The sequence below is a fragment of the Riemerella anatipestifer genome, from assembly GCF_009663465.1.
Taxonomy (GTDB): Bacteria; Bacteroidota; Bacteroidia; order Flavobacteriales; family Weeksellaceae; genus Riemerella; species Riemerella anatipestifer_C.
This window is the reverse complement of record NZ_QXHU01000002.1, coordinates 270,028-294,286: the sequence shown is the minus strand read 5'-3', so window position 1 is coordinate 294,286 and position 24,259 is coordinate 270,028. Positions and strand designations below refer to the sequence as shown.

Genomic DNA, 24,259 nt, shown 5'->3' with positions numbered 1-24,259 from the left:
TTTATGCTTGTTCCTCTTTGCTTAAAGCTCTTTGCTTGTGAGCCGCTCTTAAAATCTGCTGTCTTCTAAGTACAGAAGGTTTAACATACTGTTGTCTTGCTCTTAAAGCACGTACAACACCAGTCTTGTCAAATTTCCTTTTGTATTTTTTCAGCGCTCTGTCGATGGCTTCTCCATCTTTTACTGGAATTATTAGCATAGTTTACATCTCATTTTCGGGTGCAAAAGTAAGGTTTTAATTTTTATATTCCAAATTTAGCCTATTTTTTTACCTAAAAAATTGATGTTTCAGCATTTATTTTCGTTCTTTGCAGTTTAATTTAAGATTAAAAATGTGGAATAATACAACCTTTAGATTACACCTTATTGTATTTATGTGGGGATTTACGGCTATTCTTGGAAAAATGATTAGTCTGGACACCTACTCTCTCGTTTTCTATCGAATGGGACTTACCGCTTTAGTACTATTTGTATTCTTGAGGTTTATTAGGAGAAAAAGCATTAAACTCTCATCTACACGCCTATTACAGCTACTAGGTATTGGTATTATCATGGGACTTCATTGGCTTTTTTTCTTTGAATCTATCAAGGTTTCCAATGTATCCATTGCCCTTAGTTGCGTAGCTCTTTCTACTATTTTTGCTTCTATAATAGAACCTATCGTCTATAAAAGAAAATTAGACTGGACGGAAGTTGCCATAGGTATTGTGATACTAGGAGGAATGGGACTTATTTTTAAAACAGAATTTAGATATGTAGAGGGTATCATCTACGGAGCTACCTGCGCCTTACTAGGAACTATTTTTTCTATTCTCAATGGGAAATTATCACAAACAACCTCTGCTAGTCATATTATTTTTTATGAAATGATAGGTGGTTGGCTTCTCGTAAGTGTTATATTAGGTATCAATGGAACTCTTGATAATATATACGTGGTAGGAATTAAAGATGCTCTGCTAGTACTAATTCTCGCTATTGGCTTCACCGCATATCCTATGATAGAATCCACCAGCTTAATGAAAGTGATTTCGCCATTCACACTTATACTAACTGTAAATTTAGAACCTGTGTATGGAATTATTTTAGCCTATCTTATTTTCGGCGAATCCGAACATATGAACCCTATGTTTTATGTAGGAGCAGGGATTATGATTCTTTCTATAATTGCCAATGGTATTATAAAAGCAAAACGAAAAAAAATTAAAACCAAGTCATTAAAATAATATATGAAGATTTTATTTAAAACTATCAGCCTAATATCACTACTAATTTTCAATCTAAATATCGCCCAAATCGCTAGGAAATATTCTAATGAATTTTTAAACATTGGGGCTGGTGCTAGAGGTCTCGCCATGGGAGGTGCTGTTATTTCAAACCAAGATGATGTTTATTCTCCAATGTGGAACCCTGCTGGATTAGTAAAAATTGAAAACGATTGGCAAGCCTCTGCTATGCACGCCGAATATTTCGAAAGTATTGCTAAATATGATTATATAGCATTTGCAAAGCCTTTGGATTACAATAAAGGTGTTTTTGCATTCTCTTTAGTAAGGTTAGGCGTAGATAACATCCTCAACACTACTCAAATGATAGACGGCGAAGGCAATATAGATTATGATAGAATTACAAAATTTTCTCAAGCCGATTATGCAGCCTTACTCTCCTATGCTTTTCATCTAAACCACAAATTAGATGTTGGTGTTAATGCTAAACTGGTTTATAGAAATGTAGGGAAATTTGCTAACGGATTTGGATTTGGGTTTGATATAGGAGCTATCTATCATTCGGACAAAGGGTGGAATTACGGTGTGATGCTTAGAGATGCTACCACTACCGTTAATTTTTGGTCCATAAACGAAAAAGAACTTTCTACCGTGGTTAATGGAGAAGAATTCAACCCTGCACCTAAAAACAAAATGGAACTATCAATGCCGAAGTTAAACTTGGGAGTCAGCAAAAACTTTGAACTCAATCGTGATTTTGACTTTCTTCCAGAGACAGGTCTTAATATTGATTTTACAAGAACTGCAGCACTTATTTCTACTGACTTTGCTAGTATTACTCCTTATCTAGGAGGTGAACTTTCTTTTCAAAAAATGATTTTTGTGAGATTAGGCGTTAACCGATTTCAAAATATCACAGACCTTGAAAGTCAAAAAAGACAATTATCATTTCAACCAAGTGCAGGTGTGGGTATTCGCTATAAAGGCTTAACTTTAGATTATGCCATTACCAATTCTGGCATTGGAGGGAGCCATTTCTATTCTAATTTTTTCTCCCTAAAGTTAGATATGACTAATTTTAGAAAATAAATTACTGTACAATTCCTTCCTCACACACTCGCCAAACAGAATCTTGAGATGGCACAGGAGCTACAATGGTTATTTTTTCTTTGGATACAGGGTGAATAAACTCTAACCTTCTCGCGTGAAGAGAAATTCCTCCATCTGAATTAGAACGAGAGGCTCCATATTTTAAATCCCCTTTTATAGGAACTCCTATCTTAGACAACTGAGCCCTGATTTGGTGATGGCGACCAGTTTCTAAATCGATCTCTAAGAGTAAGTAATTATCTAAACTAAATATTAAATTATAGGATAAAATAGCTTGTTTAGCACCTTCCGTGGGTTTAGTAAAAACTATCGCCTTATTATTTTTTTCATTCTTTTTGAGATAATGAACCAATTTTTGAGAAGGAGAAATCATTTCTTTAGGAACTATCGCCCAATAAGTTTTTTTTATTTCTCTATTTTTAATCATTTGGGTAAGTCTCGTAAGCGCTTTAGATGTTTTAGCATAAATTACCAACCCAGATGTTGGGCGGTCTATCCTATGCACCAGCCCTAAAAAAACATTACCTGGCTTATTATCTCGTGACTTTATAAAATCTTTTATCAGTTCTAGTAGCGAGGCATCACCTGTTTTATCTCCTTGTACTAATTGCCCCGCCTTCTTATTTATGACCAGCAGATGATTATCCTCATAAAGAATTTGTTCTTGAATCATAAATAATCATTAACCTCTACGACCAACAAACGAAATAACCACCCCAAGAAGTAAACCCGCGGTTTTAATAACCTCAAAAGAAGAACCCATAGGTAAAAAAGCCCCCACAATACAAAGCCCAGCTGCTAGATACATTAGATAGGTGTTTCTTTTATTAGGCAACATTCCTCCCATAAGAATAAAACTTCCTCCAACAAGGATGTAAAATACTTGTCTAGAAATAGTATAGTTAATCTCTGGAGAAAAAGGATTAACCCAACCCACTACAATACACAATATCGCTGCAACAGAAACAATGCTCTGTAAAGTTCTTTTGTCCATAACTAAATTTTAATAGCTTTCCGACTCATTAGGAAAGTCTAATGTTTTTATATCTTTAACATACTGAGACACCGCTCCTGTAATTTCTGAATAAAGCTCCAAATAGCGTCTCAAAAATTTAGGAGAAAACCCCTGATTCATACCTACCATATCCTGATAAACCAGAACTTGCCCATCGCAATTAACACCTGCTCCTATTCCAATAGTAGGAATAGAGATACTTTCGGTTACTTTTTTAGCTAACTCGGACGGTATTTTTTCTAAGACAACGGCAAAACAGCCCAATTCTTCTAACAGCTGAGCATCTTTAACTAGCTTTTCAGCTTCAGCTTCTTCTTTTGCTCTTACCTTGTAAGTTCCAAATTGATTGATTGATTGTGGTGTAAGCCCCAAATGTCCCATTACAGGAATACCTGCATTGATGATATTTTTTATCGCGTCTGAAACTTCTGCTCCTCCTTCTAATTTTACAGCGTGAGCTTCTGACTCTTTCATAATTCTCACCGCAGATTCTAAGGCTTTCTTAGGATTGCTTTGATAAGTTCCAAATGGCAAATCCACCACTACCAAAGCTCTTTCTACCCCACGAACCACCGATTGTGCGTGATATATCATATGGTCTAAAGTAATTGGCAATGTGGTTTCATATCCAGCCATTACATTAGCTGCAGAGTCTCCGACTAGAATAGCATCTACCCCTCCAGCATCTACCATTTTTGCAGTAGTGAAATCATATGCCGTAAGCATCGTAATTTTTTCCTTGCTAAATTTCATTTTTCGCAAGGTCTCAACAGTTACCTTTTTTATTTCAGAATGTACAGACATATCTTTATCTCTAAAAATTATAAAACCACATGCCCCACTTTCTTCAACTTATCGTGGTCTTTTATCTTGATATTTCTACCTTCCACTTCGATAAGTCCATCATTTTTAAACTCAGAAATAAGCCTAATAGCACTCTCTGTTGCTGTACCTATAAGATTAGCAACCTCCTCCCTAGTAAGACATATTTTAATAAAGCCCTCTGGGTCTGTACCTAACTTTAGCTCTAGTAAAAGTAAAATTTCGGCCAACCTTTCTCTAACTGTTTTTTGAGCTAAAAAAGTAATGGTATTAGACGATTCTCCCAACTCAAAAGCTATCTTTTGCATCATAGCAAAAGACAATCTAGAATTTGCCTCAAGCAATTGCATAAAAATATCAGAAGGCACAAAAGTAGTTTCTAGCTCCGTCATTGCCTCTGCTCTAGCCTGAAAGTTCTCGTTACAAAGCAACGAACGGTACCCTAATATATCTCCCTCTTTTACTATTCTTAGGATATGATCTTTACCATACACTCCAGATTTTGAGAGCTTTGCTGTACCTTTCTCTATAAAATAGACTCCTTTAGGTAGCTCCCCATCGTCAAAAAGCACATCTCCCTTATCATACTTTAAAACTTGCTTACTTGAGGTATACTTCTCAAAATCTTCGGATTTAAGATTCTTCTGAAAGAATGCCTCACTAAAGACTTCTTGAAACTTTTTTTCGATTTCTAACTGTTTTTCAAACGACATTTAACTGATATTTATCAGCAAAAATACTACTTTTTAATATGTATAGCCAAGTTTTTTATTATATTTTTGCGTGTTAAACTTCACTTAGTAATGTCAGAAAAATGTTTTCATTGCGGATTAGAAATAAAGAAAGAAAGAATTTCTTTTGATGAAAAGACTTTTTGTTGCAATGGTTGCAAATCAGTTTATGAAATACTAAATATCAATCAGTTAAACGATTTTTATAAATTAAATAAAAACGCCGGAATCCGACCAAACACAGACGGTTCTTCACAGTTTGATTACTTGGACACCCTTGAAGTATTCAACAAAATTGTAGATTTTTCAGAAGGCAATTCTACCTTAGTAACTTTTAAAATACCCGTAATACACTGCTCGTCATGTATATGGTTACTAGAAAGCCTCAAAGACATCAATCCACAAATACGCTATTCTCAAGCTAATTTCACAAAGAAAACATTACAAATTTCGTTTAATCATAATGAACTAAAGTTAAGTGAACTAGCTAAGTTTTTAACAAATCTTGGATACAAACCTGTTATCAACCTGGAAACAAGTGAAAAAAAGATAGAAAAAACAGACCGAGATTTAATCATCAAACTTGCCATAGCAGGATTTGCATTCGGAAATGCAATGATGTTTGCCCTCCCTGAATATCTTTCTTGGATTACAAAAGAGAACGATTATTGGATTAACCAATTTGCTCCTTTCTTTAGGTTTCTAACCCTATTACTTTCCATTCCTGTTGTTTCTTATTCTGCTTCAGACTACTACAAATCTGCCTGGTATGGACTTAAGAATAACATTGTAAATATAGATATACCTATCGTTTTAGGAATACTCGTTCTATTTGGAAGAAGTATCTACGAGATAGCCACAGATTATGGACCTGGTTATTTTGACACCTTGTGTGGATTGCTATTTTTTATGTTGATGGGAAAATTTTTCCAAAAAAGAACCTACACTGCACTGTCCTACGATAGAGATTATAAATCTTTCTACCCTATCGCCGTAACCAAAGTGGATTTTGAGGGTAAACAAAAAAATATTCTTTTATCTGAAATTAAAGTAGGCGATAGAATTTTAGTGCGAAATCAAGAGATTATTCCCGTAGACGCTATTCTTATTAGCGGTGAAGGCAATATTGATAATAGTTTTATTACTGGAGAGTCAGCTACAATACCTAAACAACCGGGTGATAAAATTTTCGCAGGTGCTAAGCAACAAGGTGCTATTTTGGAGCTAGAAGTTATTAAAACTGTAGACCAAAGCTACCTTACCCAACTATGGAACAAAGAAGCCTTTAAACAAAAAGAAACAGGTCTAGATAATCTTACCAACAAGATAAGTAAATATTTTACATTCATCATATTAGGCATCACACTAATTGCAGGAATCTATTGGTACAGAATTGATTTAGAAAAAATGTTCCAAGTAATATCTGCAATACTTATAGTAGCCTGCCCTTGTGCGTTAGCTCTATCCGCTCCGTTTACATTCGGACATATTATGAGGATATTAGGCAGAAAAAAATTCTATGTTAAAGATACTCTTACCATAGAAAAACTTGCCAAAATCAACACACTCGTCTTTGACAAAACAGGGACTATTACCTACAACACTAAATCTAATATCAAATATGAAGGCAATACTATTAGTGAATTTGATTTAAAAAATATCAAAACTTTACTTAAAAACTCTAATCACCCTCTATCGAAAAATTTATACGAACATATAGAAATAACTGATGAATATTTCCCAATAGAAAACTTCCAAGAAATAGCTGGTAAAGGATACTCCGCCCAAATTAGAAGTCAAATTTATAAAATTGGTTCAGCTTCGTTTACAGGACAAGAAAGTAAAAACCTAGAGACTGCTGTTTCCATCAGTAAAAATAATGAATTTATAGGCAAGTTCATATTCAGAAATGAGTATAGAGAGGGGCTTTCTGAAATGTACAGAAAACTCAACACCTATCCTATCCATATTCTTAGTGGGGACAATACTTCCGAGACCAATCAGCTCAAAAAGATAATTCCAAATGTAGCCAATATGAGTTTCAACCAAACTCCAGAAGACAAATTGGACTATATACAAAAACTTCAGAACTTAGGTCAAAAAGTAGCTATGCTAGGTGATGGTCTTAACGATGCAGGAGCATTAAAACAAAGTAACGTAGGTATAGCCGTATCTGATGACACCAACTCCTTTACACCTTCTTCTGATGTTATTATGGACGGTAAATTTATCAGCTTTTTACCAGACTATTTAGCCTTGAGTAAAGATGCTATTAAGATAGTATCCGCCACTTTCATTATAAGCATCCTATACAATATTGTTGGCTTAGGGTTTGCGGTTACAGGACATTTATCCCCTTTGGTAGCAGCCATACTAATGCCTTTGAGTTCTATAAGTGTTGTTACATTTACCTCTACTACCACTTGGTTGGCATCAACTAGATATTTTAAGAAAAAATCAAATTAGACCTTTTTATCTTATTTAGAAATGTTATAAATTAACTATTTTTAACAGTTACTGATTTAAGTCAGTATATTTTCCTTAATTTTGGGGACAATTTAATTTTATATTTGCGAACTGTATGGAGATACTATATTTGATGGTCATATGCAGTGTGTCTTTAGCTGTTGTTTTCTTGATAATATTTATTATCGGAGCTAAGAAAGGGCAGTTTGAAGATGATGAATCTCCTGCTGTGAGGATACTCCTTGATGACGAAGCTAAAAACAAAGAAAATAAAGAGAAAAACAATAAAAGTGATTAGTTAATATGGAAACACAAAAGTTTAGTTATGACAACAGCATTGTGCGTGCGTTCCTTTATGCAACCATCGTCTTCGGGATAGTTGGTTTCATTCTTGGACTTACGGCGGCGGCAATGCTTTTCTATCCAGAACTACCAGAGTTTTTATTTGGTACTGATGACACTACAATCGCCAGTTTAAGAAGTGGTGATTTACAAGGTCTTATCAACACCCAGGGAGCTTTTGGTTTTGGTAGAATCAGAATGTTGCACACAAGTGCAGTAATTTTTGCCTTTGTAGGAAATGCGATTTTCGCAGGGGTTTATTACTCATTACAGAGGTTGTTGAAGGCAAGAATGTATAGTGATACACTTTCTTGGATTAACTTTTGGGGATGGCAAATTACTATCGTAGCGGTGGTGATTACTTTCTTCATGGGTATCAACACTTCTAAAGAGTATGCTGAACACGAATGGCCAATTGATATCCTTATCGCTGTGGTATGGATTATTTTTGGTATCAATATGTTTGGTACAATCGCTAAAAGAAGAGTAAGACATCTTTATGTAGCTATTTGGTTCTACATTGGTACTTGGGTAGGTATTACAATGCTACACGTATTCAATAATCTAGAGGTACCTCTTTCTTTTACTGGTTGGAAGTCTTATTCTGCATATTCAGGAGTAAAAGATGCTTTAGTACAATGGTGGTATGGGCATAACGCCGTAGCATTTTTCTTGACAACCCCTGTACTTGGTCTGATGTATTACTTCTTGCCAAAAGCATCAGAGAGACCTGTCTTTTCTTATAAGCTTTCTATAATCCACTTTTGGTCTCTAATCTTCGTTTACATTTGGGCTGGACCACACCACTTACAGTACACATCTCTACCTGCTTGGGCACAGGCATTAGGAACAGGATTCTCTATTGCACTTATCGCTCCGTCTTGGGGAGGTATGCTTAATGGTTTATTAACATTGAGAGGGGCTTGGGATAAGGTAAGAGAAAATCCTATACTCAAATTTTTCGTGGTAGCGGTTACTTGTTATGGTATGGCTACATTTGAAGGGCCTCTATTAGCAACTAAAACATTAAATAAAATTGGACACTTTACAGATTGGGTAATTGGTCACGTTCATATTGGAGCTCTAGGTTGGAATGGTTTTATGGCTTTTGGTATGATTTACTACCTAGTCCCTATTATGTGGAGAACCAAACTATGGTCTGTAAAACTAGCTAACTGGCATTTTTGGTTAGGTACTTTGGGTATTATCCTATATGCTGTACCTATGTATATCTCTGGATTTACACAAGGTTTAATGTGGAAACAATTCAATCCAGATGGAACTCTACTTTATAAAAACTGGCTAGATACTGTAACTGCAATTATCCCTTACTATTGGATGAGATTCTTCGGAGGTGTTCTTTATCTAGTGGGAGCTATCCTTATGGCAGTGAATGTTGTAGCTACTGTAAGAAAAGGCTCTTTCCAAAAAGAAGTCCCTGCAGAAGCACCTGCACTAGCTAGAATTAGTGATGCAAGAAAAGAAGGTGAAACAGTTCACCTTTGGATTGAAAGAATGCCTCTTTATTTAACAGTATTGGCGTTCTTAACGTTGGCAGTTGGTGGGATTATTGAAATTATACCTACGCTTACAGTAAAAGATAATGTACCAACCATTTCTTCTGTTAAACCTTATACACCACTAGAATTAGAAGGTAGAGATTTATACATCCGTGAAGGTTGTAACGCTTGTCACTCTCAAATGATTAGACCATTCCGTGACGAAGTGGTTAGATTTAATGGTAAAAATGGACAATATTCTAAAGCTGGAGAGTTCGTATATGATAGACCTTTCCTTTGGGGATCTAAGAGAACTGGTCCAGACTTACATAGAGAAGGTGGCAAAAACCCTGATTCTTGGCACTTTAAACACATGTTAAACCCAAGAGCTACATCTGCAGGTTCTATAATGCCTCGTTATCCTTGGTTAATAGCTAATACATTAGACCGTTCACAGACTAAAGATAAGCTAGAACTTATGAAGAATGTATTTAGTGTACCTTACACTAAAGCTGAAATAGATACTGTAGATGCGTGGATGGACAATCAAGCTAAAGGAATTGTAGACAGAATTTATTCTGAAGCTGATGATGTTAAGAGGGCATTTGCTAAAAAACAACAAGAAGAAGGAGCTGATTTTGTTCCTCTTGAAAAAAGAGAGATTGTAGCTCTTATCGCTTACCTACAAAGATTAGGTACTGATATTAAGACTACTGAAATTAAAACAGCAAGTGTAAAATAAATTATATTATCACTAAAGGAGCATATAGTAATGATACCACAAAACTTTAAAGATATATTGTCTAATACTGAAGGTACTGGATTTTACCAGAGTTTAGCACTCATATTGTTTATCATATTTTTTATCGGGGTGGTATACTATGTTATGAGCAAACCGAAAAAGTTTTATCAAGACGAAGCTAATGCTCCTTTAGATGATGAAATACAAAACAGTTCTAAAAATTAAGAAATTATGAAACAAAGAACGCCCGTTTATGTGAACATTTTAGTAATACTTACAATACTTTTTATTGTATATTATATGTTCGTTCAAAATGCATCTTTTATTACTTCACCTTATTTTTGGGGAACAGTAGTTATTAGTATCATTTTAGCAATGATACATGGGGCTATTGGAGATCTAATAGAAAATCAGAAATTTGCTAAACTATCTGACGAAGCTAAAAGAGCTTACTTAGAAGAGAAGAAAGTTCCTTACTGGAAAAGACTTTGGAATAGTGCATTCAAAAAGCAATCCGCTTCTGAAGAGAAAGATATCATGATAGACCACGGCTTTGATGGTATTATGGAGTTAGACAACCAACTACCTAAATGGTGGTTAGGTCTTTTTTGGTTAGGATTTGCATATCTCGTTATCTATATCTTCGCTTTTTCTTTCACAGACTTTGCACACCCAGATAAAGAGTATGATGTAGAACATAAAGAGCAACTTGCAAGCATAGAGCAATGGATGAAAGATACTCCTCCTCCCACAATTGATAACGCCGTATACTCTGCAGACAATATCGCAGAAGGGGAAGAAATTTTCAAAACTAACTGTGTGTCTTGTCACGGTGACGGTGGTAAAGGTGGTATTGGTCCAAACCTTACCGATAAGTATTGGATTAACCATACAGAACCTACTCTATTCAGAGAAGTATTCCATATGGTAGAAAATGGTTCTCCAAACAACCCTGCAATGCAGGCTTGGGGGAAAAATGGAGTTCTTACTGGATTTGATATCGAAAAAGTAGCTGCTTATGTTTATCATATCAATCAAGAAAAAGCTCCTATCACTCAATCTGAAGGAGGTGCTGCTCCTCAAGGTGATGAAGTGAAGTGGGAGAACTAATACCCTAAAGTAAAATATTACATATATGGCTGATAAAAAAGTACAAGGTACAGGAAGTGTAATAGAAGCTACCACTTTCCGTGATTCTGTAGGAACCATGGATAACACAGGGAAAAGAAAATGGGTCTATCCCAAAAAGCCCAAAGGTAGGTTTACTAATTACAGAAACTATGTTAGTATTTTTTTATTAGCCATATTTTTTATTCTTCCGTTTATTAAAATCAATGATAATCCATTTCTTCTTATAGATATTCTTGATAGAGAATTCTTTATTGTAGGCCAGCCCTTTTATCCTCAAGACTTTTTCATTCTTGCTCTAGGAGCAATTACTTCGATAGTATTTATCATTCTTTTTACCGTCGTGTTTGGGAGAATATTTTGTGGTTGGATTTGTCCGCAGACCATTTTTATGGAAAATGTCTTCCGTAAAATAGAATATTGGATTGAGGGTGATAGAAACAAGCAGATAAAACTAGACCAACAACCTTGGAACTCTGAAAAAATAAGAAAAAGAGGACTTAAATGGACGATATATTTCATTATTTCTTTAGTGGTAACCCATTTTATGTTTATGTACATTGTGGGGTACGAGGAGGTTTTTAGAATAATGAAAGATGGTCCCATAGAATATCCTACCAACTTTTTGGTAATGCTACTTTTTACTGCAGCCTTTTATTTAGTATTCGCTTGGTTTAGAGAGCAAGTATGTACACTTGTTTGTCCATACGGAAGGTTACAAGGTGTTCTTATAGATAAACAAACCATCAATGTTTATTACGACTTTAAGAGAGGAGAAAATCGCTCTAAATGGCGTAAAAATGAGGATAGAGCTGCAGAAGGCAAAGGGGATTGTATCGACTGCAATCAGTGTGTGGTAGTATGCCCAACAGGAATAGACATCAGAAATGGACAACAGCTTGAGTGCATTAATTGTACTGCGTGTATAGATGCTTGTAATGAAGTTATGGAAAAAGTAGGCTTACCTAAAGGATTGATAAGGTATGCCACTGAAGATGAAATAGAACAAGGTAGAAAGTTTAAATTTACCTCTAGAATGAAGGCATATACTGCTGTTTTGATAGCACTAATAGCTTTTTTATCTTTTCTTCTATACAATAGAGGAGATATGGAAGCTAAGTTTATCAAACCTGCAGGAAGTACATTCTTTATATCGGGGGACAAAATTACCAATACCTATAACTACACCTTACTTAATAAATCTAGCAAGGATTACACAGTTACTTTCAAAGTTTTAGAACCCGCTAATGGAGTCATAAAGTATGGAAGTTCTAGTAAAATAGAATTAAAACGGGATAAAATGGAAAAGGGAACTATAAATATTAGTTTCCCGAAAAAGGAAATAAAGCTTTCTAAACAGAATTTAGTAATTGGGGTCTATGATAAGGATGGTAAACTACTCACTACTTTTGAAACTTATTTTGAAGGAGAATTTAATTTACAATTTTAAATGAAAAACTTTAAGTTTACTTGGGCACATGGAGTTGTGGCGGCATTGGGTTCATTCGTGCTGTTCATTCTTTATCTTATATTTGTGTTCTCTCATGGGCAGCAAAATTCCGAGTTGGTTTCTAACAATTATTACGAAGATGAACTTGCTTATCAAAGTGTGATAGACGCTAAGAAAAATGCTTCCACGATTGAAAACACGCCACAGTATCAACAGACACCTAACGGCATCTACATTACATTTCCTTCTGAAAATAATAATCAGAATACTAGAATAAAGTTTATTCTCTACAGAATAGATGACCAAAGGTTAGATGTAAAAAAGGAAATGACTTTAGACGCTAATAACTCTTTTCTAATACCTAAAAACATTTTGGTTCCTGGTGGCTATATTTTAAAGTTAATGTGGACAAAGGATAGCAAAAATTATCAGATAGATTACGATTTGATATGGAAATAACCTTCATTATAGCAGCACTTACTTTAGGTTTCACAACGGGATTCCATTGTATTGGTATGTGTGGACCAATAGCTCTTTCTTTAGGACTTTCAAAGAAACAACAAGTTAATTTCCACCTTCAAAACACGACCTACCAACTAGGAAGAATTTTCACTTATTCTATATTAGGAATTTTATTGGGATTCATTGGCGAAGGCTTTCAGTTAGCTGGAGTTCAAAGCTGGCTTACCATTTTTGCAGGAGTCATTCTGATTATAATGGCGTTCTTTTCTTTCGGAAACGGAAACTTCGCCTCTAAAATACCTTGGCTCTCTAAATTTTTGTTAAAAATAAAACTAAACTTAGGTAAGCTACTATCCAAAACCGATTATTCATCAAGATTTTTAACAGGTGTTCTTAATGGTTTTTTGCCGTGTGGAATGGTTTATGTAGCACTAGCAGCTTCTCTTGCAACAGGTGGAACAATACAGGGAGGGCTGTTTATGATGTTATTTGGATTAGGTACTTTTCCTTTTATGTTTGCTACTGTTTTGTTGGGTAATATGTTGAGCATAGCTACCAGAAATAAAATCTTAAAAATAATGCCCTTAGTAATGCTTATTTTAGGAGGATTATTTATATTGAGGGGGCTAGAATTAGGAATTCCTTATCTATCACCCAAAAAAGAAGCTCTTAGCATAGAAAACAAAATGTCCCCTGAAGACAAGGGACATCATAGTTGTCATTAAAAGCATTAGGTTTTATCCTAAAGTTTTCCTACCTATGCTTTTATAATAAAATCCTGTTTCTTCCACTTGTTCTAAAGCGAACATATTTCTACCATCAAAAATAGCTTTACCATTCATTTTTTCTGCCATTAGGTCAAAGTTAGGATTTTTAAATTCCGACCATTCTGTTGCTATCAACAAGGCATCGGCTCCGTCTAGTGCGGAATACATATCACTCGCATAAGCTATTTTATCTCCTAACACTTTTTTTACATTAGATTCTGCTATAGCATCATAAGCGGTAATTGTAGCTCCTTTTTCTAATAAAATTTCAATATTATCCAAGGAGGAGGCTTCTCTAATATCATCTGTATTTGCTTTGAAAGCCAAGCCCCAAAGTGCTATTTTTTTACCTTTTAAATTTCCTCCAAAATATTTTTCTATTTCTGACACCAAAATCACCTTTTGATTTTGATTTACATTTTCTGTTGCCTCTAATATTTGGAAGTCAAAATCAGTCTCTTTACCAGACTTTATCAATGCTTTTACATCTTTAGGGAAACAGCTACCACCATACCCAATGCCTGGAAATAAGAAACGATGTCCAATTCTATCATCACTACCCATTCCTAGCCTCACTTTATCTACATCAGCACCTACTCTTTCGCAGAAGTTTGCGATTTCATTCATAAATGTGATTTTAACCGCTAAGAAAGAATTAGCAGCATACTTGGTAAGCTCCGAAGACTTTTCATCCATAAATATAATCGGAACGCCCGTATTTGTAAATGGCTGATATATTTTTGCCATAACCTCTCTCGCTTTTTCAGAAGAACTTCCCACCACTACTCTAGCAGGATTCATAGAATCTTCTACCGCAAAACCTTCCCTAAGAAACTCCGGATTAGACACCACATCAAACGGTATTTGAGTTTTAGCAGCAATAGCACTTCTAACTTTATCTGCCGTTCCTACAGGTACTGTGGATTTATTAACAATAACTTTATATTCTGTAATAATATCGCCTATATCGTTAGCAACTTTAAGAACGTAGGATAAATCCGCTGAACCATCTTCCCCTGGAGGCGTTGGCAAAGCTAGATAAACCACCTCACTTTGGTCAACCGCTTCCTTTAAATTAGTCGTAAAAAATAATCTCTGTGCTTGGATATTTCTCAAGAACATTTCCTCCAAATTAGGCTCATAGATAGGAACGATACCATTCTTCATTCCTTCTACTTTTTGCTCATCTATATCAACACAATAAACTGTATTTCCTAACTCTGCTAATGTTGTCCCTGTAACCAGCCCCACATAGCCAGTCCCCACGATGGTAATATTCATAATATCTATATTGTGTAAAATTTACCGCACAAAGATAACCAAAATATCAATAATATTCTGCTTTAACTAGATTTGCATTCGTTACATATAATATCGTTTTTTGAACTTACCTCAGATTGAGAATACCTCTAGTCTATTTAATTTATTCTTTCTCATTTAGCTAAAAACACTTACTTTTACCCAAATTTTTTTCAGATTATGGTTTTAAGTAGAATTTGGAGTGCATTTATTTTAGTAGCCATCGTGGTAGCTGGAGTAAAGTATATATTATCAGACAACTACAAAGCTATCTATAATGATATGGTAGTGGGCAAAGGTGGAGATACCATCAATATCACTACTAAACCAATCGACGAGTTCCATCCTAACGCTATAGAAAATTTTCAGACGACTCCTGTTTTTGTAAACGATGGTATCTATTACGAATATCAACCTAACAGTAATGATGTTAAAGTTTACAGAATACAAGAAACCGATGGGGTAATAGGCACGAGCAAAACCGCTGTAGATATATGTATAGGTCTTATAGGTATTATGACCCTTTTTATGGGTTTTATGAGTATAGCCGAGAAAGCTGGGGGCATCAACTTATTAAGTAGAATGATACAGCCTTTTTTCTCTAAACTCTTCCCAGAAGTTCCTAAAAACCACCCTGCATTTGGACATATGATGCTTAATTTTTCCGCCAATCTTTTAGGGCTAGACAATGCCGCCACCCCTTTTGGTCTTAAGGCAATGGATAGTCTACAATCTCTAAATCCAGAAAAAGATAAAGCCAGTAATGCCCAGATTATGTTTCTCTGTCTGCACGCTAGTGGGCTCACCCTTATTCCCGTATCCATTATTGCTATAAGGGCATCTATGGGCTCTGCCACACCTACGGATATATTCTTACCTTGTATGATAGCCACCTTTGCAGCCACTATGGCATCAATGATATTGGTTTCTATAAGACAGAAAATCAATTTACTTCAACCCGTAGTGTTGATGTATTTAGGAAGTATTTCTGCTGTTATAGCTGGATTGGTCTTATTTCTTGTTCAATTAAATAAAGAAGAACTCGATAATTTCAGTAAAGTTTTAAGTAATGGTATTATCCTTTTAATATTCTTCGCTATTGTGCTTGGAGGTATTTATAAAAAAATTAACATTTTTGATGCCTTTATAGAAGGTGCCAAAGAAGGTTTTTCAGTATGTGTTAAAATCATACCTTATTTAGTAGGAATGCTCATTGCTATTTCTCTTTTGAGAACTTCGGGAGTATTCCACATCATTATAGATGGAATGAAATGGATTGCTGATATGGTAAGTCTAGACACTAGATTTGTAGATGGACTTCCTACCGCACTCATAAAACCACTTTCGGGCTCTGGAGCAAGAGGTATGATGGTAGATACGATGGCTACCTTCGGAGCCGACTCATTCCCTTCTAGATTGGCTGGAATTTTACAAGGAAGTTCTGATACCACTTTCTATGTTATTGCTGTTTATTTTGGAGCAGTAGGTATCAGAAATACTCGTTACACAGTTGGCACTATGCTTCTAGCAGACTTAGTAGGGATTATTACTTCCATTACATTAGCTTATTTATTTTTTGGATAGAATATGATTAAACAAATCCCCATAGAACGAATCCTATTCCTAGATATAGAAACCGTACCTCAAGAGGAGGACTGGCAAAATCTCCCAACGGAAGCGCAAAACCTTTGGAATAAAAAAACCTTACATCAACGCAAGGAAGAGATAACCGCAGAAGATTTCTATCATCAAAGGGCAGGCGTAATGGCAGAATTTGGAAAAATAATCTGTATTTCTGTGGGAATGATAGACCGAAACGAAACGCTTAAAATAAGAAGTTTCGCAGGGGACAACGAAAAAAAATTATTAGAAGAATTTGGTTCTATATTCAATAGCACTCGCCTTACCAACGTTATCCTATGTGCACACAACGGAAAAGAATTTGATTTTCCCTGGATTGCACGAAGATTTTTAGTTAATGGTATGATGCCGCCTTCCCCATTTCAATTATTCGGAAAGAAACCTTGGGAAGTTCCGCATTTAGATACTTTGGAATTATGGAAATTTGGCGATTACAAAAGTTTCATATCATTAGAACTAATGGCTCATATTTTTGGCGTTCCTACTCCCAAAGACGATATAGATGGCTCTATGGTTGCCGAAATTTATTACAAAGAAAAAGATTTACCTAGAATTATTAAATATTGTGAAAAAGATGTTTTAACTTTGGCGAATATTTTTAGAAAGTTAAGACAAGAAGATTTATTGAGTTTGTCAGAAGACTAACGGATTATTTAGAGAAATGATGAAATATACAGATGAGCAAATCACAGAGATAGGAGAAGAAATCATAAAGACTCTCAAGACAGTCTACGACCCTGAAATCCCCGTAGATATCTATGAATTGGGGCTAGTGTATGATGTTCAAGTTTCAGACGAAGGCAAGGTAAAAGTAGTTATGACACTTACTACACCTAACTGTCCTGTAGCTGAAACTCTTCCTCAAGAAGTAAAAGATAAAGTTAGCGAAGTAGAAGGCGTAACCGAAGTTGATTTGGAACTTACATTTGAACCATCGTGGACAAAAGACATGATGAGTGAAGAAGCTCGATTTGAACTAGGAATGCTATAAAAAACTAAATTTGTAATTATAAAGCCTTTTCGTTGAAAGGGCTTTATCTATTTAATAGAACAAAATTTATCAGTATAAGCATTTCATCAACGGCTATAGTGCTCAAAATTTCATCATTGTATTTTTTCAATTAAAAAAATATTCTTACCTTTGCAGACCCTTAGAGGGAAAACTATGTTTAATCATAAACGATAAATTGTGAATACATTAAGTTACAAGACAGTATCGGCAAACAAAGCTACCGCTAATAAAGAATGGGTTGTGGTAGATGCTGCCGGGCAACCATTAGGACGTCTAGCGTCTAAAGTTGCGAAGATTTTGAGAGGTAAGCACAAAACAAACTTTACTCCACACGTAGATTGCGGAGATAATGTAATTGTTTTGAATGCTGGGAAAGTAGAACTTTCTGGAAACAAGTGGGCAGATAAGACTTACATCTGGCATACAGGATACCCTGGTGGACAGAAGTCTATGACTGCAGAAGAGCTTAGAAAGAAAAACAGCCTAAGAATTTTAGAAAAATCTGTAAAAGGAATGCTTCCTAAAAACAGACTTGGTGCTGCTATTCTTAAAAACCTTTACTTATACGAAGGTACTGAGCACAAGCACGAAGCTCAACAGCCGAAAGTAATTAACATTAACGAATTAAAATAAGATATGTCTACAGTACACAAAATAGGAAGAAGAAAAACTTCTGTAGCTAGAGTTTATGTAAAACCTGGAGCAGGTAAAGTTACAGTAAACGGTAGAGATGTAAAAGACTACTTCAACACAGAGGTTCTTGTATATAAAGTAAACCAACCTTTCTTACTTACGGAAACTGCAGAGCAGTATGATGTTACTGTAAATGTTTTCGGTGGAGGTATTACTGGTCAAGCAGAAGCTATTAGACTTGGGGTTTCTCGTGCTTTATGCGAAATTAACGAAGAGTTTAGAGCCGTGCTTAAGCCACACGGTCTTCTTACTAGAGACGCTAGAATGGTGGAAAGAAAGAAACCAGGACAGAAGAAAGCTAGAAAGAAATTCCAATTCTCTAAGCGTTAATATTTTTGTGGTATGGCTTGGTTTTGTAATCAATTTTATTGCAAAAACACGTTCTGCTACACAACAAATTAAAATTGCCCGTTATGTTTAGCATCCAAACATTTCTCCCATCTTAAGAAATAGTTGATTGCTCAAAAAAGCGGAAAGTAAACTAACAAACATTAAAACAATGGCAAAAGTAAATGTAAAAGACCTCTTAGAGGCAGGAGTACACTTCGGACATATGACGAGAAAGTGGAATCCTAACATGGCTCCATACATCTTTATGGAGAAAAATGGTATTCACATTATTGATTTACATAAAACAGCTGTAAAATTAGAAGAGGCTTGCTCTGCTTTAGAAAAAATAACTTCTGCAGGTAGAAAAGTGCTTTTCGTGGCAACTAAAAAACAAGCTAAAGAGGTTGTAGCTAAACACGCTTCTGAGCTTAATATGCCTTACATCACTGAAAGATGGCCTGGAGGTATGCTTACTAACTTCGTTACTATCAGAAAAGCGGTAAAAAAAATGAACGCTATTGATAAAATGAAGAAAGATGGCACTTTTGAAACTTTATCTAAAAAGGAAAGATTACAAGTTGATAGACAAAGAGCTAACCTAGAGAAGAACTTAGGTTCTATCGCTGATATGGTGCGTCTTCCTTCTGCTATCTTCGTAGTAGATATTATGAGAGAGCACATTGCGGTTACAGAAGCTAAAAAACTAGGTATTCCTGTATTTGCTATCGTAGATACAAACTCTGACCCTAGAAAAGTAGACTATGTAATCCCTGGAAACGATGATGCTTCTAAGTCTATCGATATGATTTTAGGACAAGTTTCTGCAGCTATTAAAGAGGGGTTAACTCAAAGAAAAGCTGAAAAAGAAAAGTCTAAAGAAGAAAAAGTTTCTGCTGAAAAAGATGCAGACTTTGATGCTTAATCAAATTTTTAGACACTATAAAACAAAACAGGTTGCTCACTAGAGTAACCTGTTTTTAATTTTATTATGATTTTCTTAACTTTGAAACTATCAATGCCATCATAAACTATGATAACTCTTCTAAAAGATACTATTAAAAATACTCCTCTAAAAAAAACATTAGTCCTTATACTAGGTTGGATTATAATGCTTTTTTTGAATTTTTTCCTTACAAATAATGGTTATTTTACAGGTGTAAGAATAACCTTTCCTATGAGTGTGGTGTATTTTTCTGAATTCCATTTAGAGGGTATTTTATTTTCTTGCCTATTTTTAACTTTAGGATTAGTTGGCTTTTTTAACTACTCTAAACTATCTGATTTAGGGTTGGTTATTTTTTACTTTGGACTTATAATTCTAGGTAATCTCTCTCAAGGAACATTACACAATTCTTTTCTAAGACCTTTTTTAGATACCGATTTCCAATATTACCACGATGCTATTAGTATAAAAGATGGTCTTGATTTCCTTAAAAATTTCAACAATACACAAGAAACTTTAACTATGCACGCCAAAACCCACCCTCCATTCGTAGTTTGGTTTCATTTTATAATTTGGGAATGGTTTAAATCCCCACTAATACTTTCATTTACATTTTCATTTTTAAGTATGTGTGCCGTATTCCCTCTGATAAGAATATTAGAGGTGCTTTGCGTTCCAAAAATAAATAAGAATCTAATTGTATTAACATTCGCGTGTCTCCCTGCTATCAATATTTATTCTATAGTTTCCATAGATGGGATATTCCTCACTTTTTCTTTAATATTTCTATTAGGCATAATAAGATTAATCAAAGAAAAAAGTATAACCTATAAAAACACATTACCCATAATACTAGGAATAACCTTAACCAATGCTTTATCTTTCAGCGGTACATTCTTTTGGGCTTTTTTCTTTTTTATATCCTTTTACTATATATTAAAACATAAAGAATATTTTCTACTGAAAGCCTTTATCATTAGCATAATATCTTTTGGGATAATAATGCTAACTTGGTATTTCTTTATAGATTACAACCATATAAAGGCTTTCTTCACGGCGTCTCACTCTGAAAATCCAAACGGTTTTATGGGCTTCCACCAGCCTCTAGTTTATTTTTTTACAAGACTAGAAGACATTAGCGAGATTTTATTATTCTCTTCTTTCTCCTTCTTCGCCTTAATGTTATCTATAAATTTTTGGAAAACAATAGTATCCAAAGAATTATCTGGAGTCATTTTCATTGCTTTATTTACACTATTACTAATGTTTGCTACGGGAGCTTACGGAACAGGAGAAACTGCAAGAGCTTGTATGTATATATATCCTTACCTTACCCTTACTCTTATATATAAAAAGGAGAAAGTAGTTCAAAATATATTTTTAATTGCATTACTTCAGACTTTTGCAATGCAGTTGATAGGAGATTATTTTTGGTAGACTGACAACGGAACATTTAGATTCACCCCTATATTAACCCCTTTTAAAGATTTATCATTAACTGCTTGATTTGGAATTTGGAAAGCGTATCCTACGGTAAAATCTAGTATTCCGAAGAAACTAAGCCCTACCTTTGGAGCAAAATATTTGTTGGTAGTTTCTACGCCTATTAGACCATAATATGAGTGATTAAGCGTTTTATCTTCCTGAAAGTTAAATAAAATATCTCCCTGCAATTTAGGGATTACTGCAAACTTTCCGTTAGGGCTCCCCAGCATAGCAGAAGCTCCCAAACGGTACATAACATTATCTTTTTTTAGGAATAGAAGTCTTCCTCCCACCTCTCCAAAACTCGCATTTTGATAATTATATCCCACAAATATCATCGGGTGTGTTGTCATTCTATTTTGGGCTTTGATATGAAACAGTCCGCCAAAAAACCACAATAAAACCAATAAAAACGTATTCTTTACAAACATATTTTTCACTGCAAAAGTATATCAACTGCAAAAATACAGAAATTTAATTTGCCATAAAGCTTCCATCAATCAAAATAAAAAACCACCTTAGGATATTTCTCTAAGATGGTTTCGAATATATTATTTAAAATTAATTTATTTATTCATAGACATTAGGAACTCCTCATTACTTTGAGTACCCTTCATCTGCTTCTGAACGAACTCCATCGCTTCTACTGGGTTCATATCAGAAAGGTATTTTCTCAAAATCCACATACGCTGTTGGGTAATTTCGTCGTGCAACAAGTCATCTCTTCTCGTACTAGACGCCGTAATATCCACCGCTGGGAAGGTTCTCTTATTCGCTATCTTTCTATCTAGAACTAGCTCCATATTACCTGTTCCTTTAAACTCTTCAAAAATCACCTCGTCCATTTTAGAGCCCGTATCTATGAGAGCCGTTGCAATAATGGTAAGCGAGCCTCCGCCTTCTATCTTTCTTGCTGCCCCAAAAAATCTTTTAGGTCTATGTAAAGCGTTGGCATCTACCCCACCAGAAAGTATCTTACCAGAAGCAGGTGTTACTGTATTATAAGCCCTAGCCAAACGCGTGATAGAGTCTAACAAAATCACCACATCGTGCCCACATTCTACCATTCTTTGAGCTTTAGAAAGCACTAGATTAGCCACCTTTACGTGTTTTTCTGCAGACTCATCAAAAGTAGAAGCTATCACCTCGGCATTTACACTTCTTTGCATATCGGTAACCTCCTCTGGACGCTCGTCTATCAGCAAAATCATCATATAAGCCTCTGGGTGATTGGCCGATATAGAGTTCGCTATATCCTTAAGAAGCATTGTTTTACCCGTCTTAGGTTGAGCCACAATCATAGCTCTTTGCCCCTTACCTATTGGAGCGAACAAATCTACCACTCTAGTAGAAATAGTAGCATTAGCCCCTGTTAAATTGAATTTCTCTTGAGGAAACAACGGTGTTAAATGCTCAAAAGCCACACGGTCTTTAATGAAACTAAGGTCTCTACCATTAACCTCCAATGGCTTTTGTAAAGAGAAATACTTTTCGCCCTCTCTAGGAAGTCTTACTGTACCTTTTACCGTATCTCCCGTTTTTAGCCCATAATTTCTAATCTGATTAGTAGAAACATAAACATCGTCTGGAGAAGAAATGTAGTTAAAGTCTGCAGAACGCAAGAAACCATAATTATCAGGCAGAATTTCAAGCACTCCTTCTATAGTAATTAAATTATCAAAATTAAAGGACTTCTCTGTTTCCTGTTCGTTCTTTTCCTTGTGATTGGTGTTAGGTTGTGGTTGATTTTTAGGATTTCTAGATGGCTGTTGTGGTTGCGACTTGTCTTCTTTCGCCTCTGCTTCTACTAGAGTAGCATTCCCCTGCATATCATCAGATGTTGATGACTGCTCCGCTTTTTTCTTCACTCGCTTTCTTTGAGTTCTTCTCTGCGCATTAGCCTCTTGTTGCTCCTCTTTAGTATTTTGCAAAACAGTTTCTTCAACTTGCGAAGTTTCAGTTTCTTTTCCCTCTACTGCTCCTTTGTCTTCGTTCTTCGTCTTAGCAGTTCTTTTCTTTCTACTATTTGTTTTTTTCTCTACCGCTTCAGGAGTTTCTTGTTCTTGAGCTGAATGACTCTCTTTCTTTTCACTAACGGTCTCCGTAGCGTTATAATAGTCTTTGGTTTGTTGTGGATTAGAGGCCTGAAAATCTAAAATAGCATAGACTTTATCTTTCATCGTAGCCCCTCTACCTGTTTTAATGCCTAAATCTTTAGTAATCTTCGTAAGTTCAGCAGAAGATTTAGCCTCAAGGGTTTCTATATCAAACATAATTGAATTATATTTCTGTAATATTAAAATGGATTATTTAATCTAAAAAGTGTAACTCTACTCAAGAGTCGAGTAAGAGTTTATACTGAATCTGTACTGCAAATCTACATTATTTTTGACAAATACAAAAAATTATCACTACTTTTGCACTACAATTTAAAACAATACTAAATACCAATGCTTCAGAGAATACAAACTATTTGGATGTTTTTGGCTACTATGGGGGCTGTATTTCTTTTAGTTTCATCTCAAGATGTAGAGTTTATGGCTATGGGTAACCAGCCTATTGTACTAGGATGTGGGATATTAGCTGTGCTTCTGCCCCTTAGTATTTTCAGTTTTAAAAATAGAAAAAGACAAATGATGCTGAACCGTATCAGCATTTTTATAAACGCTTTGTTGATAGGTGTATTGATTTACTGGTTACTAAACTTACCTGGAGGAATAGATTTTCCTGAGAAAGGTATTGAGCCACTATTTTCGTTCATCTCTATTGTATGTTTGCTAATCGCAAATGTGTATATAGCGAAAGACGAAAGGCTTGTAAAATCTGTAGACAGACTTCGATAGACTTCACAACGATTTTTATTTTGAGTGAAAAAGCTCCCATTTAGTTGGGAGCTTTTTTTATGGAGGATAAACAATCGTAATAAAGCCCCAAAGGTACAGACATATTTTTCCCTTCTTTTTCATTAAAACAAACCTAATGCAACGCTTCTGCTTTGTCCCCACTACCAATGCTCATACAAAGACACATTAAAATTATTAAAACCCTGCCTTAGTTTATATAAAACCTAACGAAGTTCTGTACCCCCTATGAATAGGG

26 protein-coding genes are annotated in these 24,259 nt (G+C 35.1%); 18 read left to right on the top strand and 8 right to left on the bottom strand.

Annotated features, from left to right (window positions below):
- Position 1: 1 nt before the first annotated feature.
- Entirely contained in the window at positions 2-199 is a 198-nt protein-coding gene (gene rpsU, locus D1003_RS03615; protein ID WP_079207552.1) for a 30S ribosomal protein S21, read from the bottom strand.
- Between the two features lie 133 nt (positions 200-332).
- Between rpsU and D1003_RS03610 the strand changes: the two genes are divergently transcribed.
- On the top strand, positions 333-1,223 hold the full coding sequence (locus tag D1003_RS03610) for a DMT family transporter (protein ID WP_260393309.1): 891 nt from the start codon (positions 333-335) through the stop codon (positions 1,221-1,223).
- Between the two features lie 3 nt (positions 1,224-1,226).
- Positions 1,227-2,312: a PorV/PorQ family protein gene (locus D1003_RS03605; RefSeq protein WP_153935759.1), complete on the top strand. Its 1,086-nt coding sequence runs from the start codon at positions 1,227-1,229 to the stop codon at positions 2,310-2,312.
- A gap of 1 nt (position 2,313) precedes the next feature.
- On the opposite strand, the gene D1003_RS03600 is transcribed toward D1003_RS03605, so the two are convergent.
- Genes D1003_RS03600 through D1003_RS03585 form a run of 4 tightly spaced genes read right to left on the bottom strand, consistent with a single transcriptional unit; the run spans position 2,314 to position 4,883 of the window.
- A complete protein-coding gene (locus D1003_RS03600; protein WP_153935758.1) occupies positions 2,314-3,006 on the bottom strand; it encodes an RluA family pseudouridine synthase in 693 nt (230 codons plus the stop codon).
- A 9-nt stretch (positions 3,007-3,015) separates the two neighbouring features.
- Positions 3,016-3,327, bottom strand: a complete 312-nt coding sequence (locus tag D1003_RS03595; protein ID WP_153935757.1) for a hypothetical protein — start codon at positions 3,325-3,327, stop codon at positions 3,016-3,018.
- Between the two features lie 9 nt (positions 3,328-3,336).
- Complete coding sequence (gene panB, locus D1003_RS03590; RefSeq protein WP_153935756.1) at positions 3,337-4,152, bottom strand: 3-methyl-2-oxobutanoate hydroxymethyltransferase; 816 nt, start codon at positions 4,150-4,152, stop codon at positions 3,337-3,339.
- A 17-nt stretch (positions 4,153-4,169) separates the two neighbouring features.
- Positions 4,170-4,883: a Crp/Fnr family transcriptional regulator gene (locus tag D1003_RS03585; protein WP_153935755.1), complete on the bottom strand. Its 714-nt coding sequence runs from the start codon at positions 4,881-4,883 to the stop codon at positions 4,170-4,172.
- A gap of 90 nt (positions 4,884-4,973) precedes the next feature.
- On the opposite strand from D1003_RS03585, the gene D1003_RS03580 reads away from it, so the two are divergent.
- The 8 genes from D1003_RS03580 to D1003_RS03545 all read left to right on the top strand — a co-directional run bounded on the left by D1003_RS03580 (position 4,974) and on the right by D1003_RS03545 (position 13,715).
- The gene (locus D1003_RS03580; protein ID WP_153935754.1) at positions 4,974-7,367 is read left to right on the top strand and encodes a heavy metal translocating P-type ATPase metal-binding domain-containing protein; all 2,394 of its coding nucleotides are present in this window, start codon (positions 4,974-4,976) and stop codon (positions 7,365-7,367) included.
- A gap of 115 nt (positions 7,368-7,482) precedes the next feature.
- Positions 7,483-7,665: a cbb3-type cytochrome oxidase assembly protein CcoS gene (gene ccoS, locus D1003_RS03575; protein WP_052911647.1), complete on the top strand. Its 183-nt coding sequence runs from the start codon at positions 7,483-7,485 to the stop codon at positions 7,663-7,665.
- Between the two features lie 5 nt (positions 7,666-7,670).
- Positions 7,671-9,950: a cytochrome-c oxidase, cbb3-type subunit I gene (gene ccoN / locus D1003_RS03570; RefSeq protein WP_153935753.1), complete on the top strand. Its 2,280-nt coding sequence runs from the start codon at positions 7,671-7,673 to the stop codon at positions 9,948-9,950.
- A gap of 30 nt (positions 9,951-9,980) precedes the next feature.
- Positions 9,981-10,175 (top strand): CcoQ/FixQ family Cbb3-type cytochrome c oxidase assembly chaperone, encoded by a 195-nt coding sequence (locus tag D1003_RS03565; RefSeq protein ID WP_064969780.1) that lies wholly within the window; start codon positions 9,981-9,983, stop codon positions 10,173-10,175.
- A gap of 6 nt (positions 10,176-10,181) precedes the next feature.
- The gene (locus tag D1003_RS03560; RefSeq protein ID WP_153935752.1) at positions 10,182-11,060 is read left to right on the top strand and encodes a c-type cytochrome; all 879 of its coding nucleotides are present in this window, start codon (positions 10,182-10,184) and stop codon (positions 11,058-11,060) included.
- 25 nt (positions 11,061-11,085) lie between these two features.
- On the top strand, positions 11,086-12,528 hold the full coding sequence (gene ccoG / locus D1003_RS03555) for a cytochrome c oxidase accessory protein CcoG (RefSeq protein WP_153935751.1): 1,443 nt from the start codon (positions 11,086-11,088) through the stop codon (positions 12,526-12,528).
- Positions 12,529-12,987 (top strand): FixH family protein, encoded by a 459-nt coding sequence (locus D1003_RS03550; protein ID WP_153935750.1) that lies wholly within the window; start codon positions 12,529-12,531, stop codon positions 12,985-12,987.
- Positions 12,978-13,715, top strand: coding sequence for a sulfite exporter TauE/SafE family protein (locus D1003_RS03545; RefSeq protein WP_153935749.1), 738 nt, complete (start codon positions 12,978-12,980; stop codon positions 13,713-13,715). Before D1003_RS03550 ends, D1003_RS03545 begins: the two co-directional genes overlap by 10 nt.
- A gap of 12 nt (positions 13,716-13,727) precedes the next feature.
- Here the strand turns inward: D1003_RS03545 and D1003_RS03540 are convergent, their stop codons facing one another.
- Complete coding sequence (locus D1003_RS03540) at positions 13,728-15,038, bottom strand: UDP-glucose/GDP-mannose dehydrogenase family protein (RefSeq protein WP_153935748.1); 1,311 nt, start codon at positions 15,036-15,038, stop codon at positions 13,728-13,730.
- Between the two features lie 198 nt (positions 15,039-15,236).
- Between D1003_RS03540 and D1003_RS03535 the strand changes: the two genes are divergently transcribed.
- The 7 genes from D1003_RS03535 to D1003_RS03505 all read left to right on the top strand — a co-directional run bounded on the left by D1003_RS03535 (position 15,237) and on the right by D1003_RS03505 (position 21,112).
- The gene (locus D1003_RS03535) at positions 15,237-16,640 is read left to right on the top strand and encodes a nucleoside recognition domain-containing protein (protein WP_153935747.1); all 1,404 of its coding nucleotides are present in this window, start codon (positions 15,237-15,239) and stop codon (positions 16,638-16,640) included.
- A 3-nt stretch (positions 16,641-16,643) separates the two neighbouring features.
- Positions 16,644-17,342 carry a 3'-5' exonuclease gene (locus D1003_RS03530; protein WP_153935746.1) on the top strand — a complete coding sequence of 233 codons (699 nt, stop codon included), beginning with the start codon at positions 16,644-16,646 and terminating at the stop codon, positions 17,340-17,342.
- A 19-nt stretch (positions 17,343-17,361) separates the two neighbouring features.
- Positions 17,362-17,688 (top strand): SUF system Fe-S cluster assembly protein, encoded by a 327-nt coding sequence (locus D1003_RS03525; protein ID WP_153935886.1) that lies wholly within the window; start codon positions 17,362-17,364, stop codon positions 17,686-17,688.
- 198 nt (positions 17,689-17,886) lie between these two features.
- A complete protein-coding gene (gene rplM / locus D1003_RS03520) occupies positions 17,887-18,342 on the top strand; it encodes a 50S ribosomal protein L13 (protein WP_014937448.1) in 456 nt (151 codons plus the stop codon).
- Positions 18,343-18,345: 3 nt separating this feature from the next.
- On the top strand, positions 18,346-18,732 hold the full coding sequence (gene rpsI, locus D1003_RS03515) for a 30S ribosomal protein S9 (protein ID WP_004916691.1): 387 nt from the start codon (positions 18,346-18,348) through the stop codon (positions 18,730-18,732).
- A gap of 169 nt (positions 18,733-18,901) precedes the next feature.
- Positions 18,902-19,654 (top strand): 30S ribosomal protein S2, encoded by a 753-nt coding sequence (gene rpsB / locus D1003_RS03510; protein WP_004916689.1) that lies wholly within the window; start codon positions 18,902-18,904, stop codon positions 19,652-19,654.
- 108 nt (positions 19,655-19,762) lie between these two features.
- A complete protein-coding gene (locus D1003_RS03505; protein WP_260393308.1) occupies positions 19,763-21,112 on the top strand; it encodes a hypothetical protein in 1,350 nt (449 codons plus the stop codon).
- On the opposite strand, the gene D1003_RS03500 is transcribed toward D1003_RS03505, so the two are convergent.
- Positions 21,100-21,591, bottom strand: a complete 492-nt coding sequence (locus D1003_RS03500) for a hypothetical protein (RefSeq protein ID WP_153935745.1) — start codon at positions 21,589-21,591, stop codon at positions 21,100-21,102. The two genes, D1003_RS03505 and D1003_RS03500, sit on opposite strands and share 13 nt — an antisense overlap.
- 135 nt (positions 21,592-21,726) lie before the next feature.
- Positions 21,727-23,433 (bottom strand): transcription termination factor Rho, encoded by a 1,707-nt coding sequence (gene rho / locus D1003_RS03495; RefSeq protein WP_153935744.1) that lies wholly within the window; start codon positions 23,431-23,433, stop codon positions 21,727-21,729.
- 177 nt (positions 23,434-23,610) lie between these two features.
- On the opposite strand from rho, the gene D1003_RS03490 reads away from it, so the two are divergent.
- Positions 23,611-24,003: a DUF4293 family protein gene (locus tag D1003_RS03490; RefSeq protein ID WP_038693502.1), complete on the top strand. Its 393-nt coding sequence runs from the start codon at positions 23,611-23,613 to the stop codon at positions 24,001-24,003.
- The last annotated feature ends 256 nt before the right edge of the window (positions 24,004-24,259 follow it).

Excerpts from the sequence above, each read along its gene's own strand:
- rpsU (WP_079207552.1), bottom strand. The coding sequence starts at position 199 with ATGCTAATAATTCCAGTAAAAGATGGAGAAGCCATCGACAGAGCGCTG.
- D1003_RS03610 (WP_260393309.1), top strand. The coding sequence starts at position 333 with ATGTGGAATAATACAACCTTTAGATTACACCTTATTGTATTTATGTGG.
- D1003_RS03605 (WP_153935759.1), top strand. The coding sequence starts at position 1,227 with ATGAAGATTTTATTTAAAACTATCAGCCTAATATCACTACTAATTTTC.
- D1003_RS03600 (WP_153935758.1), bottom strand. The coding sequence starts at position 3,006 with ATGATTCAAGAACAAATTCTTTATGAGGATAATCATCTGCTGGTCATA.
- D1003_RS03595 (WP_153935757.1), bottom strand. The coding sequence starts at position 3,327 with ATGGACAAAAGAACTTTACAGAGCATTGTTTCTGTTGCAGCGATATTG.
- panB (WP_153935756.1), bottom strand. The coding sequence starts at position 4,152 with ATGTCTGTACATTCTGAAATAAAAAAGGTAACTGTTGAGACCTTGCGA.
- D1003_RS03585 (WP_153935755.1), bottom strand. The coding sequence starts at position 4,883 with ATGTCGTTTGAAAAACAGTTAGAAATCGAAAAAAAGTTTCAAGAAGTC.
- D1003_RS03580 (WP_153935754.1), top strand. The coding sequence starts at position 4,974 with ATGTCAGAAAAATGTTTTCATTGCGGATTAGAAATAAAGAAAGAAAGA.
- ccoS (WP_052911647.1), top strand. The coding sequence starts at position 7,483 with ATGGAGATACTATATTTGATGGTCATATGCAGTGTGTCTTTAGCTGTT.
- ccoN (WP_153935753.1), top strand. The coding sequence starts at position 7,671 with ATGGAAACACAAAAGTTTAGTTATGACAACAGCATTGTGCGTGCGTTC.
- D1003_RS03565 (WP_064969780.1), top strand. The coding sequence starts at position 9,981 with ATGATACCACAAAACTTTAAAGATATATTGTCTAATACTGAAGGTACT.
- D1003_RS03560 (WP_153935752.1), top strand. The coding sequence starts at position 10,182 with ATGAAACAAAGAACGCCCGTTTATGTGAACATTTTAGTAATACTTACA.
- ccoG (WP_153935751.1), top strand. The coding sequence starts at position 11,086 with ATGGCTGATAAAAAAGTACAAGGTACAGGAAGTGTAATAGAAGCTACC.
- D1003_RS03550 (WP_153935750.1), top strand. The coding sequence starts at position 12,529 with ATGAAAAACTTTAAGTTTACTTGGGCACATGGAGTTGTGGCGGCATTG.
- D1003_RS03545 (WP_153935749.1), top strand. The coding sequence starts at position 12,978 with ATGGAAATAACCTTCATTATAGCAGCACTTACTTTAGGTTTCACAACG.
- D1003_RS03540 (WP_153935748.1), bottom strand. The coding sequence starts at position 15,038 with ATGAATATTACCATCGTGGGGACTGGCTATGTGGGGCTGGTTACAGGG.
- D1003_RS03535 (WP_153935747.1), top strand. The coding sequence starts at position 15,237 with ATGGTTTTAAGTAGAATTTGGAGTGCATTTATTTTAGTAGCCATCGTG.
- D1003_RS03530 (WP_153935746.1), top strand. The coding sequence starts at position 16,644 with ATGATTAAACAAATCCCCATAGAACGAATCCTATTCCTAGATATAGAA.
- D1003_RS03525 (WP_153935886.1), top strand. The coding sequence starts at position 17,362 with ATGAAATATACAGATGAGCAAATCACAGAGATAGGAGAAGAAATCATA.
- rpsI (WP_004916691.1), top strand. The coding sequence starts at position 18,346 with ATGTCTACAGTACACAAAATAGGAAGAAGAAAAACTTCTGTAGCTAGA.
- rpsB (WP_004916689.1), top strand. The coding sequence starts at position 18,902 with ATGGCAAAAGTAAATGTAAAAGACCTCTTAGAGGCAGGAGTACACTTC.
- D1003_RS03505 (WP_260393308.1), top strand. The coding sequence starts at position 19,763 with ATGATAACTCTTCTAAAAGATACTATTAAAAATACTCCTCTAAAAAAA.
- D1003_RS03500 (WP_153935745.1), bottom strand. The coding sequence starts at position 21,591 with ATGTTTGTAAAGAATACGTTTTTATTGGTTTTATTGTGGTTTTTTGGC.
- rho (WP_153935744.1), bottom strand. The coding sequence starts at position 23,433 with ATGTTTGATATAGAAACCCTTGAGGCTAAATCTTCTGCTGAACTTACG.
- D1003_RS03490 (WP_038693502.1), top strand. The coding sequence starts at position 23,611 with ATGCTTCAGAGAATACAAACTATTTGGATGTTTTTGGCTACTATGGGG.